15 protein-coding genes are annotated in these 14506 nt (G+C 59.1%); 3 read left to right on the top strand and 12 right to left on the bottom strand.

Features of this window, described 5'->3' with window-relative positions:
* Positions 1 to 147 precede the first annotated feature (147 nt).
* Together D3261_RS00290 and D3261_RS00285 are read right to left on the bottom strand one after the other, a co-directional pair.
* The gene (locus D3261_RS00290) at positions 148 to 1431 is read right to left on the bottom strand and encodes an MFS transporter (RefSeq protein ID WP_120067645.1); all 1284 of its coding nucleotides are present in this window, start codon (positions 1429 to 1431) and stop codon (positions 148 to 150) included.
* Positions 1432 to 1852: 421 nt separating this feature from the next.
* Positions 1853 to 2338 (bottom strand): Lrp/AsnC family transcriptional regulator, encoded by a 486-nt coding sequence (locus tag D3261_RS00285; protein ID WP_120067643.1) that lies wholly within the window; start codon positions 2336 to 2338, stop codon positions 1853 to 1855.
* Between the two features lie 154 nt (positions 2339 to 2492).
* Here D3261_RS00285 and D3261_RS00280 point away from each other — a divergent pair, with 154 nt between their 5' ends.
* Positions 2493 to 3803 (top strand): aspartate aminotransferase family protein, encoded by a 1311-nt coding sequence (locus D3261_RS00280; protein ID WP_120067641.1) that lies wholly within the window; start codon positions 2493 to 2495, stop codon positions 3801 to 3803.
* A 99-nt stretch (positions 3804 to 3902) separates the two neighbouring features.
* A complete protein-coding gene (locus D3261_RS00275) occupies positions 3903 to 5252 on the top strand; it encodes an acetyl/propionyl/methylcrotonyl-CoA carboxylase subunit alpha (protein WP_120067639.1) in 1350 nt (449 codons plus the stop codon).
* On the opposite strand, the gene D3261_RS00270 is transcribed toward D3261_RS00275, so the two are convergent.
* From D3261_RS00270 to D3261_RS00250, 5 genes are all read right to left on the bottom strand, one after another.
* Positions 5253 to 6014 (bottom strand): LamB/YcsF family protein, encoded by a 762-nt coding sequence (locus tag D3261_RS00270; protein WP_120067638.1) that lies wholly within the window; start codon positions 6012 to 6014, stop codon positions 5253 to 5255.
* Positions 6015 to 6118: 104 nt separating this feature from the next.
* Positions 6119 to 6361, bottom strand: coding sequence for an acetyl-CoA carboxylase (locus tag D3261_RS00265; RefSeq protein WP_120067636.1), 243 nt, complete (start codon positions 6359 to 6361; stop codon positions 6119 to 6121).
* 70 nt (positions 6362 to 6431) lie between these two features.
* Positions 6432 to 7403 carry a biotin-dependent carboxyltransferase family protein gene (locus D3261_RS00260; protein WP_120067634.1) on the bottom strand — a complete coding sequence of 324 codons (972 nt, stop codon included), beginning with the start codon at positions 7401 to 7403 and terminating at the stop codon, positions 6432 to 6434.
* Complete coding sequence (locus D3261_RS00255; RefSeq protein ID WP_120067632.1) at positions 7400 to 8302, bottom strand: allophanate hydrolase subunit 1; 903 nt, start codon at positions 8300 to 8302, stop codon at positions 7400 to 7402. The genes D3261_RS00260 and D3261_RS00255 overlap by 4 nt, the downstream gene beginning before the upstream one ends.
* A gap of 112 nt (positions 8303 to 8414) precedes the next feature.
* On the bottom strand, positions 8415 to 9803 hold the full coding sequence (locus D3261_RS00250) for an APC family permease (protein WP_120067631.1): 1389 nt from the start codon (positions 9801 to 9803) through the stop codon (positions 8415 to 8417).
* Positions 9804 to 9971: 168 nt separating this feature from the next.
* Between D3261_RS00250 and hisD the strand changes: the two genes are divergently transcribed.
* Entirely contained in the window at positions 9972 to 11288 is a 1317-nt protein-coding gene (gene hisD, locus D3261_RS00245) for a histidinol dehydrogenase (protein WP_120068189.1), read from the top strand.
* A gap of 130 nt (positions 11289 to 11418) precedes the next feature.
* Here hisD and thiM read toward each other — a convergent pair whose 3' ends face one another.
* From thiM to D3261_RS00220, 5 genes are all read right to left on the bottom strand, one after another.
* On the bottom strand, positions 11419 to 12255 hold the full coding sequence (thiM, locus tag D3261_RS00240) for a hydroxyethylthiazole kinase (RefSeq protein ID WP_120067629.1): 837 nt from the start codon (positions 12253 to 12255) through the stop codon (positions 11419 to 11421).
* Entirely contained in the window at positions 12252 to 12887 is a 636-nt protein-coding gene (gene thiE / locus D3261_RS00235) for a thiamine phosphate synthase (RefSeq protein ID WP_120067627.1), read from the bottom strand. Before thiE ends, thiM begins: the two co-directional genes overlap by 4 nt.
* A gap of 70 nt (positions 12888 to 12957) precedes the next feature.
* Positions 12958 to 13401, bottom strand: coding sequence for a DoxX family protein (locus D3261_RS00230; RefSeq protein WP_120067626.1), 444 nt, complete (start codon positions 13399 to 13401; stop codon positions 12958 to 12960).
* Positions 13402 to 13672: 271 nt separating this feature from the next.
* Positions 13673 to 13984 carry a hypothetical protein gene (locus tag D3261_RS00225; protein WP_120067624.1) on the bottom strand — a complete coding sequence of 104 codons (312 nt, stop codon included), beginning with the start codon at positions 13982 to 13984 and terminating at the stop codon, positions 13673 to 13675.
* A gap of 58 nt (positions 13985 to 14042) precedes the next feature.
* Positions 14043 to 14318 carry a winged helix-turn-helix domain-containing protein gene (locus tag D3261_RS00220; protein ID WP_120067622.1) on the bottom strand — a complete coding sequence of 92 codons (276 nt, stop codon included), beginning with the start codon at positions 14316 to 14318 and terminating at the stop codon, positions 14043 to 14045.
* Between the last annotated feature and the right edge of the window lie 188 nt (positions 14319 to 14506).

Below are 14506 nucleotides of genomic sequence, written 5' to 3'. Positions count from 1 at the left end.
CGATACGGCAGCCCCGCTATCTCGCGCCAATGGTGTGATATACCGGTCGAATACGAGTGTTATTGGGTTCAAAACGTCTGGCCTTCGGATCCAGTTCTACGGTTCTTCTATTCCGCGTTCGCGTGCCTGCCGGTCTCGACCTGGCGATCAGTCGTCGTTGGGGAGGGCCCTAGTGGAGACGGAGGCGTTTTCACCGAACAATGTCGCGGCGACGAGTACGCCGGCGAGAACCACGAAGCCGACGCAGGCGAGATACTCGATCGTGAACCCTACCACCTCCGCGAGTGGCAGCGCGACCAGTGGGCCGACACTGGACCCGAGATCACCGAAGACGTTGTAGACACCACCAAGCTTTCCGGTGTCATCGGCGGGGCTGATATCCCCTAGATATGCGAGCAGTGGTGGGTTCGATCCCCCAACACCGACGCCGATGAGCGCGATGCCGGCGAGTGTACTCGTCAGAGTGGGTACGAGCGCGAGCAGCGCGAACCCGCATCCGAAGACGGCGAGCGCGGGCAGCGTCAAGAGTGCACGATTCGAGAGTCGATCCGAAATCGAACCCGCGATTACCGTCGTTAGACTCGCACAGAGTACGCCGAGAGCCATCACGACCCCACTCGCGCCAACACCGGAGAGAAAGGCGATCTCGATACTGTTCTGCTGGGCGTAGAGTACGACTGTCGAGAGGAGAACACCCGCGAACAGGAATCGCACGGTGAAGTTCACCGCGCCGACGGTGAAGATGCGGATATCGGCACGGACCATCCGCGGGAGATCGGTCAGCCCGCTCCGAGAACCAGTGGTGGGCTGGATGTTCGGAAGCACGGCGAACGCGACGAGAAAGGCGAACAGGCCCGCACCACCGGCGGTGAGGAAGGCTGGCGTGTAACCGAACGTGTCGGCGATAAGGGCGCCCACGATCAGGCCCGTCGGGAAACCGAGGCTCTGGCCACCCCGCATATAGCCAACCCACTTGCCCCGGTTTTCGGTGGTTGTCACCCGCGTGATGGTGCTGAACGCGCCCACGAACACGAAGGCGGAACCGAAGCCCCACATCGCTCGTGAGAGCAAGAACACGCCGCCAGCATCGAATACTGGAACGAGGTCCGAGTGAATGCCGAGCACGTAGCCAAACGGCGCACACCCCTGCAGGAAGAAGCCAATGAGCATCGGTCGACGGGTACCAAACCGGTCGAGGATCTGGCCTGCAGGTGTGTTCATCACGAGCCGAACGATCCGATTGGTGGAAAGGATCAACCCGACCAAAATCGGCGCGATACCCAGTACCCCACCGAGCGTGGGGAGGGTTGGGAAGGCAACCCCACCACCGATCCCGCCGAAGAACACGCCCGCAATGAGCGCTCCCGCGACGTACCGTGTCGAGCGACCCGTGTCATGGTCCGGGTCGCGGCTGGTTTCGCTCCTGTTCATTCGACACGCCTATCCGTGGCGTCACGAACCAGTACGGCGTCAAAGCACGTTACGAGGATCTCACATGTTGCGTTGTCGACCACTGAACCGTCGAACACGGTTCGGTTGGTGCGCACGCCGACCGCAGCGCGCGCAGTATCACTCATTCTCACCGGTTCGTTAGCACGACGCTAAAGCGTTTTGAGCGGGAGCGACGAACGAAAGCGAGCTGAGGCCTCTGCTAGATGGTACGGTTCCGATTTCGAACGATACCTCCCAACGGATACGGGAAACATCGAAGCGAGTGACCGACACCACGGGCGAGCTAAAGTCGAGGTGTCGATGGGACCGCCACCCATTCAGAATACTTCGATGAGGCACCGCTAGCCTTCCTCAGATCTGCCTGAGGTGATTCCGGGACGACCGGCGTTCCACTCAACCACTACTTGACAAGAGAGTCGACGAGCGTGTTCAGCTCGAAGTCGTTGATCGGATTGGGTTCGTCCTTGAGGGTCTCGACAACGAACTGAGAGCTCGTTCGTTCGACTTCTTCGATGGCTTCGTAGTCTGCGATGAGCCGTTGGACCATTTCGCGCTCAGAGAGGTGCGCGATGACGACGAAGTCGGTATCACCCATCGTGAAGTAGACTTGGTTCACGCCTTCGATATCGGTAAGCGCTTGGCCGACTTCCTCGTGATACTGCGGACCATAGTCCGCGATAACTTCTGTGACAATGGTGATGTCGAGGCCGAGTTCGGTTAGATCCAGACTAAGGAGATCGTCATTCACGACACCGCTTTCTTTGAGCTTGTTGAGTCGATAGTGGACGGTCGACTTTGGGATATCCGTCTGCGTCGCGATTTCATCCGGACTCCCGGTTCCGAGGTCGACCGCCGCTTGGAGGATTACGAGGTCACGTTCGTCCATGCCCCCTCATGGATGAGCTCACAGAAACCATGTTCGGAAGTAATGACTCTCATTGGACCTCGTTCAGCGACGTACCAGCTGGTTCAGACACCCACCTCAGGAACTTCGTTCCATCCCTCGTGTTTTATTAGGACTTGGTGCGCATATATCCCCAATGTCGGAATCAGATTCGAACGAGGCTGTCACAGCGGCGTACGACGAGTACCTCATGCCGATTTGGAAGGAGCTTGACGTCCCCATCGAGCGCGCTGACGGGTGTACCCTCGTGGACTTCGAGGGGAACGAGTACCTCGACGCGTTCGCTGGGATCGCCGTGACGAACGTCGGTCACCGGAACAAGGCGGTTGTCGATGCCGCCAAGGCGCAACTCGACGAATTCGTTCACGGGTGCAGCTATGTCCACCCGAACAAACCTGCCGCAGACCTCGCTGAGCGGATCGCCGAGATAACGCCCGGTGACCTTCAGAAGACGTTCTTCTGTAATTCCGGAACGGAGGCCGTCGAGGGTGCCATCAAGCTCGCACGCAAGTACACCGGATCGAAAGAGGTAGTCGCTCTCGAGATGGGGTTTCACGGCCGTACGCTCGGCTCACTTTCACTGACCGGGAATAAGTCCTACAAGAAGGAGATGGGACCGACGCTCAACGACGTTTCGCATGCCGCACCGCCGTACGGCTACCGGTGTTCGATGTGTGAGGGCACTGAGTGTGACTCCTCATGCGCGGCTGACATCGAGCGCGTCATCAATTCTCACACGAGCGGTGACATCGCAGCCGTCGTCGTCGAACCAGTGATGGGTGAAGCTGGAATCGTCGTTCCACCGAACGAGTGGCTCGCCCATGTCCAAGAGATCGCACACGACCACGGTGCCCTCCTCGTCGCCGATGAAGTGCAGGCGGGTTACGGACGGACTGGTGAAATGTTCGCGAGCGAACACTACGACGTCGTGCCGGATATCATCCCGCAGGCGAAGGGTATCGCAAATGGTCTCCCGCTCGGTGCATTCACTGCGTCAGCGGAGGTCGCAGACGCCTTCGAGGCAGGTGACCACCTCTCAACGTTCGGCGGGAACCCAGTCGCGTGTGCAGCCGCACTCGCGGCGATCGATCAACTCGAGGACGGGATCATCGAAAACGCGCGGACGGAAGGAGCGTGGCTCCGCTCCGAATTCGACTCGATCGAGGAAGAGTACGACCCCATCGGGGAAATCCGTGGCCGCGGGCTGATGTGGGGTGTCGAATTCGTCGACCAGTCCGAGACGGGCCCGCAGAACGTCGCACCCGCGCCAGACACCGCGCTCGCGACAGCCGTGAGTGACCACCTCCGAGAGGAATCCGGCGTGATTGCCGGTGTCGGTGGCTTCCACAAGAACGTCCTCCGTATTCAGCCGCCTCTAACGATCGAACGCGACCAATTGCGTCGCGTCCTGTCCGGTCTCCGTGACGCGCTCGACGCTGTCGCGTAACCACTGACCGCGTCGATCCGTGCCAGCTGTTGGTGGACGACGTTCGACAAAATCGTCCCAGGTGGCTTTATATTCTAACGGAGTGGATTTGTCGGCACCATGTTTGACAAAGTGCTAGTCGCAAACCGCGGCGAGATCGCCATCCGTATCATGAAGGCCTGTCAGGAACTCGATATCGAGACGGTCGCCGTGTATAGCGATGCTGACGAAGATGCGAAACACGTCCGATTCGCGGACGAAGCCAAACACGTTGGAGGATCGAAGGCTAAAGAGAGCTACCTCGACCAGGAAGCACTCCTCAACGCCGCGGTAGACGCTAACGCAGATGCGATTCATCCTGGGTATGGATTCCTCGCAGAGAGCGAGGAGTTCGCCGTGTACATCGAAGAGAGCGCCTGTGCATGGGTCGGTCCACCAAGCGAGGTAATGGGGGCGTTCGGCGAGAAGACGCGAGCGCGTGATATCATGGCGAACGCGGATGTTCCCGTGGTTCCCGGGACCACCAAGGCGGTCACAGACGCCGAAGCGGTGCACGCGTTCGGTGACGAGCATGGCTACCCAGTCGCGATCAAGGCGGCTGGCGGTGGCGGCGGTCGTGGGTTCCGCATTGTCGAGGAGCCCGAGGAAGCCGAGTCGCAGCTTCGGGACGCAAGTCGAGAGGCGGACGCGTACTTCGACAATCCCGACGTCTACCTCGAGCGATTTCTCGAGGATCCGAAGCATATCGAGGTCCAGATCCTCGCGGACGAACACGGGAACGTCCGCCACTTCGGCGAGCGCGACTGTAGTATCCAGCGCCGGCAACAGAAACTCGTCGAGGAGTCCCCATCGCCAGTACTCGACGAAGAGACGCGAGAAGAGATCTGTGACGCCGCTCGTCGGGGTGCAGCGGCCGCGGACTACGTGAATGCAGGAACCGTCGAATTCCTCTATGAAGATGGCGAGTTCTACTTCATCGAGACGAACGCCCGTATTCAGGTCGAACACCCCGTGACAGAACTTCGAACGGGCGTCGACCTCGTGAAGTGGCAGTTGCGCATCGCGGCGGGCGAGGAACTCGACTTCGCCCAGGAGGACGTCGACACTCACGCGGCCGCAATGGAGTTCCGAATCAACGCAGAGGATCCCGACAACGACTTTACGCCGCTCCCGGGGACACTGTCAACGTACGACCCCCCACGTGGTATCGGCATTCGAGTCGACGACGGCGTTGATGAGGCTGACACAATCGCCCCGTTCTATGACTCGATGTTCGCGAAGTTCGTCGTCTACGGTGAGGACCGAGAGGAGGTGTTAGCGCGGGCGCGCCGGGTATTTGACGAAGCGACAGTCGAGGGCATCCCAACGACGATGCCGTTCCATCGGGACCTCCTCGAAGACGATGTATTCCTCGAGAACCGCCATACGACGAAGTACGTCGATCGAATGCGTAACGACGACGAAACCTGATCAGGCGATTCGGTCGAGGGAAGCGAGGTCGAGGTCGTGTTCCTCGACGCGGTCATGGATCGCTTCAAGGAGGTCGACGGCGTGTGGATTGTCTCCATGGATGCAGATGCTGTCTGCAGGTACCTCGATCTCCTCGCCGTTTGCGGCCTCGACGACGCCCTCGGTTGCAATAGAGACAAAACGATCGGCGACGGTCTCGGGGTCTTTGTTCTCGACGGACTGTTCGACGATGAGCGAGCGGTCCGGGCGGTAGTCGAGGTCGACATAGCCCTCGAAAACGGTCCGCAGCCCCTCCATCTCCCGTGCCACCTCGTAGATGTTCATATCCGTCGCGAGGTAGACGAGGTCCTCATCGACGGCGAGAACACCTTCCATGACGGCACGAGCGAGTTCCGAGTCTTCGGAAAGCATTGAGTACATTGCCCCGTGGGGCTTGACGTGTTGGACGCTCGTCCCCTGTTGTTCGGCGAACGCGGTGAGGGCACCGAGCTGATAGGTGACGTAATCGCGAACTTCGTCGGGAGTTGCATCCATCGCACGACGGCCAAATCCCATTTTGTCGGGGAGGCCTGGGTGGACACCGATCCCGACATCGTGCTCGGCGGCGAGGGCCACCGTTTCACGCATTACGTGTGGGTCGGCCGCGTGGTAGCCGGCCGCGATGTTCGCTGAGGTGATGTAGGGCATGACGTCCGCATCGTTCCCCATCTTCCAGTTCCCGAAGCTCTCACCCATATCACAGTTTATGTCGATTTCTACCATGGTTTCATCTGTGTCTCAAACTAACATAGTACTTGCGGAGAACGTACAGCGAGAGGCCAAACAGTCGGACTGGGTCCGATACACAGGTCAGTCGTTTCGGACCACTACTCTAGCTCAGCGATCGGTTGGTCGGCCGCAATCTCCCCTTCGTTCTCCACGAGGAACGTGGCGAGGGTTCCCGCGCTGTCCGCCTGGATCTCGTGATAGTTCTTCATAACTTCTACGAGACCGATCACGTCGCCCTCGTCGACGGTGTCGCCCTCCTCGACGAACGGAGGATCATCTGGGTCCGACTGTCGGTAGAATATTCCCGGCATCGGCGCGTTTATGGTGATTTCGTTCGACATTCTAATCGCTATCCCTTGGACGACGTCCTGGAGACATAGTAGTTGTGGTAATTTCGTTCGAGACTACACGTCAGTCTTGGATCGCATCTGTCGTTTCCTCAAGATACGTGGCCGCGGTATCCCGCGCGTTGAGTGCTTCCTCGATATCAACGGATTCGAAATAGACTGCGTCGTGCGTCTGCCGTTGTGCGAGCACGCCACGATCCGGGCTAATCACGGTCCCGACCGTTGCATATCCCCCGCCTGTGACCGCGTCCTGCATGAGTACGATCGGTTTCTGTGGGATCTGTATCGATCCGACCGGGTAGCCAAGGTCGACGACGTTTGATGGATCCGGGCCCGCCCCGAATGGTTGCTCGCGCTCCACGAATTCGATGTCCGGGCCGTCAAGTCGATAGCCGACGCGGTCGGCCTCCGGGGTGACCGTCCACTCCTCCGTACAAAGCGCCTCACGGCTCTCATCTGTCAATCGGTAGTCCGTCAACCCGAGGATGATTCGGACCGTCTCCTCATCAGCGTACTCGGGCACCATCTCGTGTGGGAGCGTACGGTTCTCGAGATCTACTAGATCTTCAGATGGCGTCCCGACAGGAAGTTCGTCACCCGACTCCAACATACGCCCCTCGTGGCCACCAATGCCGACGAGCGTGTAAGTCGACTGGCTGCCCATGATCTCTGGAACGTCGATACCGCCTGCAACTGCGAGGTAGGCCCGCGCACCGCTCGTGGCAAACCCCATATCGAGTTCGTCGCCAGCCTCGACGGCGACTGCCTCCCACATACCGACCGGATCACCGTCGACCGTCGGGGAGACGTCTGCCCCAGTAATGGCCACGACCGTGTCCTCGTTGAATACGGCTGTGATGCCCTGATAGGTCATCTCGACGGTTGCTGCGTCCTTCTCATTGCCCACGAGGGCGTTCGCGACCGCATGCGCATAGGGGTCCATTGCGCCGGATGGCGGCATTCCGATGTGGTAGTGGCCGCTGCGTCCTGTGTCCTGTATCGTGCTCGCTACACCGCCGTTTCGGATCTCGATCATTCTAACTCCTCCACTAATCGTGCGTTGTAATCAGCTGGTGCTTCGAAGAACTCCTCCGGTGAGAACGTCACGTCGGCCATCTCGAACTCATACGTCCCGTCCTCGATGGCGGTTCGGATCTCGTCGTACTCCTCACGGTTGATCCGTCGATACCGAACGATGTCACCGGGGTTTGGAAGCACCATCGACTCCTCGAAGTTCGGGAGTTCTTGGTCAACATCGAGCACCTCGACTGGTGTCCGACCGTATAGCTGGTACCCACCTGCGCCCTCTACAGGGTAGACGACGGAGAACGCACCGCCAAAGCCGACGGCGCGGCTTGGGGTCTGCGTCCGTGGTTCGACGTACTTCGGAACCTCCAGTTGCTGTTCTTGTGGAACCATCTGGAAACACCACGGGAGGCCCGGAACGAACCCGACCATCGTTACCATGTGTGGTGCCCCGACGAGTGCATCAATGAACGAGTCGACATCGTTGTAGCCATTGAGTTCCGCGGAGTACTCAAGGTCGGTTGCGTCCGGGTCTTGATGACGCTCGCGGAAGTTCATAACCGTCTCGTGTGTCCAGGGGTCCTCGAAGAGGACGGGGACATCGATGATGCGTGACTCCCAGCTATAGTCTTCGACGTGGACATCCGTTTCGATGGATTTGAGCTCCGCAATAACGTCGTCTGGATGGATAACATCCGGGTCGATTCGGAGCATGTACGATGCGTTCGATGGGCAGTTCTCGACGATGCCATCGATGTCGCGTTCGGCAACCTGCTGTGTGATCGCCATCGCCTTGAAATTCGCTGTGAAGCTCATCTCCTCGGCGAGTTCCACGAATACGTGGTCGTCGCCACCGTACTCGTACCGCGGCTCTGGTAACTCGACAGGCGTTATCTGATCAACCGACATGCTACCGTCTCACAACGGGAGTTCCATATGTATAGGTACTGGTTGTCTCTCTGATTGCGACCGGATTTAGCAAGCGAGCATCGAGCACGCTGCTATGTAACTTAAAGATATACTATAAATCGCTTATATCTTCGGCGGTTTCACGTGATTCGCCAGTCGAGACAGCGTACAGAACAACTCCTAACACTCCCCACATAAACACGATTGCCCACTCATACGGCCACACCAATGCTGAAGCGCCGGTTGGTAGATAGAGATAAACGAAGAATGCACTGAGGACGAGCGCGAAGACTCCAACAGCTTTCCCAGCAGGCACTTTGTACGGGCGCTCCATCGCTGGCTCTCGATACCGAAGAAGGAGGAAGGAGACAGTAACTAGGAACCATGCGACGACAATACCGAGTCCACCTGCATTCACCGCCCAATTGAGCATTCCCTCGCCGAAAAAGGGTGCCAGACCTGAAATCCCACCGACGAGCAGGATCGCCTTTGTCGGTGTGTTGTACTCAGGATGAAGCGAAGAGAGGGATTGGGGTAGCATTCCGGAATCAGCGAGGGCAAACATCGCTCGGCTTGCACCAATAACCATCGCATTCCAACTCGTCAAGATGCCAGCGATGCCGGCTAAAGCCATGATCCGCCCAACGAGAGCACTGTCGTAAAGTGCCGAGAGTGCTGCTGCTGCTGGAAGTGGGCTCTCTGCAAGTGCTGCTCCCGGCAGTGCTCTGCCGGCCCCCCAAATAACCGCGATGTAAAATACCGCAGCTAGTAGCACTGCGACCGTAATAATTCGGCCAACCATACGTGACGACATATCTGCTTCCTCGGCGAGCTGTGGAATCACATCAAATCCAACAAACATGAACGGTATCGCAAGCACGACCGAGAACACGCCCGCTGCCCCTCCAATGAAAGCTGGATCCGGTGACGGTTCCCCGTTAGTGACCCCGCCAACAAGAAGCACAATGCCAGCGAGTGCAATCACGACTGTCAGCACTATCTGGAATTGCGCTGCAAAGCGGATGCCGCGATAATTCAGATACGTAACCAGCAGCATCCCCAGTAGGCCGACAAGAACCCAACTCCCGTAGACTGTCTCACCTGCAACGGTCCAAAGTGGTAGCGTGTTGAAGCCAGGAATGAGATAGGAGAATGCCGAAGGGAGGGCAACTGCCTCAAAAGCCACTACAGTTACGTAACCGAATATGATCGCCCACGTACAGACGAACGAACCGACTGGACCGAGGGCCCGAAGACTGTACGCGTGTTCTCCACCAACGAATGGCATCGCTGAGGCTAATTCCCCGTATACGACTGCGATCACACTGACAAGCACTGTTCCGAGGACGAACGCAGTGATTGCACCCATCGCTCCAGCGTCGTTGACCCATGTCCCAGTCAGAATGATCCACCCCCATCCGATCATCGCCCCCAGCCCCAGTATTAGCATCTCCGGAGTTGACAACGCCTTGCTGAGACCGCTCTTGCTTGTCTTAGACATTCTGTCTCATACCAGCCAACACCAGGGTAATAAAACTTCCCGCAACATCACCTCTATTCCCTGAAATATGTCCTATAATTAGCGTGAAAACGGGACCAAGTTCTATCTGAAACGTCCTCCTCGGATTATTAATAAGGACTAAACCGTGAGTAGACAATGGATCTACCGATGGAGTACTTGAAACAGGCTCAAGAAGACCCCCTGGAGACGCCAACCGTTCCGGCTGATATCAGAGAAACCGTAGAAGAAATCATCGAAGCAGTGCGTTCAGACGGTGACAACGCTGTCTTGGATTTCACGAGTAGGTTCGACGACATCTCTCGCGAGCAAAACAAACTGACTGAAGAAGAACGTTCAGAGGCGCTCGACCGAGTCAGTGAAGAAGAGAGACGGATCATCGATCACAGTTTGGATCGAATACAAACGTTTGCTGAAGCACAGCTTGAGAGCATCAACGAATTCGAGATGTCTCTCGGGAACGGTGTCGTCGTAGGACAGAAAATCGTGCCTATCGAGCGGGTCGGTTCATACGTTCCTGGTGGTGAGTATCCACTTCTCTCATCAGCGCTTATGACGGTCGTGCCACCGGCAGTAGCCGGTGTTGAACATATTGTGGTATCAACTCCGCCACAGGACGATGGACTTCCTCATCCGGCAGTCGTGTATGGTGCCATAGTAGCTGGAGCGGACGAAATCTTTGTCATGGGCGGCGCACAGGCGATCGCCGCGATGGCTCATGGTACAGATGAAGTGACCGCTGTAGACAAGCTCCTCGGCCCAGGTAATGCATTTGTTACCGAAGCAAAACGTCAGTCATTTGGAAGCGTTGGTATCGATCTTCTCGCTGGTCCAAGCGAAATTCTCGTCCTTGCCGATGACACCGCAGATGCTGAACTCGTTGCAGCAGATTTGTTAGCTCAGGCTGAACATGATACGTCTGCTCGTCCGCTGTTAGTCACAACATCCACTGCTCTCGGGGAAACAGTCATCAACGAGATAGAAGACCAACTCGAGGACCTTGAAACCGCTGAGATCGCTCGTGATGCATGGGAGCAGATGGGTATCGTGGCGGTTGCAGAGAACATCGATGAAGCCGTTACGATCACGAACGAACTGGCAGTAGAACACGTCGAAGTCCATACTGAAGCACCTCGAGAACTGCTAGATGACCTCCGGAACTTTGGAACACTATTTCTCGGGGAAAATGCAGCGAACGTGTTCTCGGATAAGCTCATTGGGACAAATCACACCTTACCAACGCAACGCAGCGCAAGACATACGAACGGGCTATCAGTTCATGCGGTGGTGAAAAAGCAAACGTACCAAGAGGTCTCGGATGAGGGAGTTGCCGAACTTGAACCATGGGCGACACGACAATCTACTATTGAGCGACTTGATGGTCACGCGAAATCCTCATTTATTCGCTCCCAATCGAACACGCTTGCTGGCTATGAGCCTTCAGAGACGGAATCACCGAACGAATAATGGGTTCTGGTCACGTTCGGAACACGTCCGTCGCCAAACGATGCCAGGTGGACCTCACGGAGTGTTCGTGTTCATCGACCACCCTGGCGCTCGGAGCGGGAACAGCCGTTCTCGCTGGACTCCTCTCCGATTACCGGGTGTCCCGAACGACCGACTCGATGCGGTCGGCCGGCGTGGCGAGCGAGACGTCACGGAGACCGGCGACGGCATCGAGGAAACACGTCCGGTAGCTCGCAGGGCCGGCGTACTCCCCGAACACACCGTCGGCAGCGGCTTCGCCGGCCAGTCCGAACGCGAGCGTGCCCAAGAGCGCCGCGCGCTCGTCGTCCATTGCGGCCGCGAACACCGCGAGCGTCATCCCGAGCATACAGCCGGTCCCGACGACCCGCCCGAGCATCCCGTCGCCGCTGTGTACCTCGAACGCCATCCCTTCGGTCGCGACGATGTCGACCTCGCCGGAGGCGACGACGATGCTCTCGGTCTCACGGGCGCAGGTGATGGCCGTCTCGGCGATCTCCCCGTACTCACCGACGGATTCGACACCGCGAACGGTCGCGTCAGCTCCGGCGAGCGCCGACACTTCACCGTAATTGCCGCTGACGATGCTCACGTCAATCTCGCCAGTCAAGCGCTCGGCGACGCGATTGCGTGTCGACGTCGATCCGACGCCGACCGGGTCCACGACGAGGGGAACGCCTGCGTCGTTCGCAGCGTTGCCGGCGGCCATCATCGCGCTCTCGCCCCGCTCGCTCACCGTCCCCATGTTGAGGAGGCACGCGTCCGCGCTCGCGACCATCTCGCCGACCTCGCGCTCGTCGTCGGACATCACGGGCAACCCACCCCAGTGGAGGGCGACGTTCGCCACGTCGTTGACCGTCACGTCGTTGGTGAGCGCGTTGACGAGCGGTTGGGTGTCGGCGACCGCAGTCAGTGCGTCGGCGAGGTCACGTTCGTCGAGCGCGTTCATCGAGCCGCCTCCTCGACGCTCGCGGCGAGCCGCCGCGTCGCGGCCACGGGGTCCTCGGCAGCGGTGATGGCGGAGATGACGGCGACGCCGTCCGCCCCGGCGGCGACGACCTCGCCAGCGTTCTCGGGCGTCACACCGCCGATCCCGACGATCGGGACGTCGACGGCGTCGGCGATGTCGGCGACGGTTTCGAGTCCGATCTCGGCGTCCGCGGCCGATACGTCCTTCGAGGCGGTAGCGAAGACCGCACCGACACCCAAGTAGTCCGCGCCGGCGCGCTCGGCGGCCGTCGCAGCCGCGACCGTGGAGACGGAGCGACCGATGTAGCCGTCCGGACCGAGCACCTCGCGGGCGGCGGCGATGGGTAGGTCGTCGTCGCCGAGGTGAACCCCATCGGCGTCGACGGCGACCGCGAGGTCGGCTCGGTCGTTCACGATGAAGGTGACCCCGGCGGCTCGCGTCCGCTCGCGGAGGGCCTTCCCGACCGAGTAGCGCTCGCGGGCGGTCATGTGCTTTTCGCGCAGCTGAACGGCCGTCACCCCGCCCTCGATGGCGGCCGCCACGATCCGCTCGGTCGACCGGTCACGCGAGTGGCTCGCCTGGGTCACGAGATACGTGCCAGAGATATTCATGGGTTGTACGTCGAAGTGATGGACGCTGAGTCAAATGGGTATCGGCCGAACCCCGCTGGTCCAGACTCGGTCACGAACCTATCCGTCCGAGCGCTCGCTTGAGCGATACCACGCCGGGCCCACTGAGCGCGAGACCGAGCGCACTGAGCGTGAGGACGAACGTGTACTCGTACCCGCCGTCCGACACCACGAAGCCGTTCGGGAGGTGGACTAACACCGTCGCCACAGCCATGTCGACGGCGAGCAAGGCCGCGACGGTGCGAGTAAGCAATCCGATTAGAAGGAGTATCCCACCGACCAGTTCGAGGAGGCCGACACCCCACGCGGCCAGGGTGGGAAACGGAATTCCGAGCTGGGCGAGCGTGTCAGCGAATCCTGTAATACTCGACGCTTTCGGTCCGGTAGCGAACACCTTGCCGACGCCGGACACGACGAAGATGATCCCCAACGCAAGGCGGCTGAACGCCAACCCCACCGATTCACTGGTCCACCCTCGACCGCTTTGCGTTGCCATGTACTCGTTCGATAGCGCAGCCACTACAGCGTTCGCTCTCGTCGCGAGTTCTCAGTGACTACGATAGCGAGGCCTTGTCGACGGAGTACGCCTCCAGCAGGGTTTGCTGGGCCGATCTCGGTTCTCTCTCTCTGAGAGTAACGATCCTCGTTCGTAGAACCGTCGGTTCCGATCCAACCGCAAAAACGCTGGTCTCAGGGGGAGCAGTTCAGCCGATCGCATACGAGGAGGGTGGGAGGGGTTCGTGTCGCCGCAATGGGACTCCAGTGGGTCAATCCCAGGAGATCCACACGACCAGGGCGATACCGGCGAGTTCCAGGACCTGTGCCGAGGACATCACCATCAGGGGAAGCGGATGGACCAGTTCCGGGTTCGCTATCCACCCGGAGACCACCGGATGGAAGGCGTAGAAGTACGTCGTCAGCCCGGTCTGGAGCAGCAGAAGGCCCGCGAAGATGAGCAGTCCGGCTGCGTACTTCGAGCGGAAGACGAGGTAGTTCCGGCCCCAGATGTAGATCAGACCCACCAAGAGCACCACGCTGAGTCCCGCCGAAAGGCGCAGGAGGGTCACTAACACGTCCATCTACTCACCGAAGTTCGGTTCTTCGTTCGTTTATCGGTTGGCCTGATTTCCACCATACTTACTCCACCTGCTCGATGATTCGTTCGACCGTCTCCCAGTTCGCTCGCGCTCGGTCCGTCGGTAGGTAAATCGCGCCGTACTCGTCGCCGCTGTTTCTGAGAACGTCGTTCTCCACGAGCACGTCCAAGTGATGTCTGATCGTCGTGTAATCGAGGTCCAAGTCGTCGGCCAACTGGTTCGGGTTCCGTGGCCGGTCGGCGAGCGCTCGCAGGAGGCGGGCCCTGTTCTCACCGCCGCGGGTACCCATGAACACGTACCACAGAACCGCCTCCATTGTCGCATATCACTCGCTACATGTATGGTAAGTATACCGATCAGAACCGACATCCGTGGCTTGGATCCCTACTTCCAGGGCTGGTTTCTCGTTTGCTGTGTCTCCGTCGCTGATCTCACGTTGCACGAGACAACGGGATATTTCGCCGAATACGACCCGTGAGCTACTGATATGGGATGAAGTTGGGT

The sequence above is a fragment of the Halococcus sp. IIIV-5B genome, assembly GCF_003602035.1.
Classification (GTDB): Archaea; Halobacteriota; Halobacteria; order Halobacteriales; family Halococcaceae; genus Halococcus; species Halococcus salsus.
Note: the sequence above shows the minus strand (reverse complement) of the source record. Positions and strands in the feature narration are given on the sequence as shown.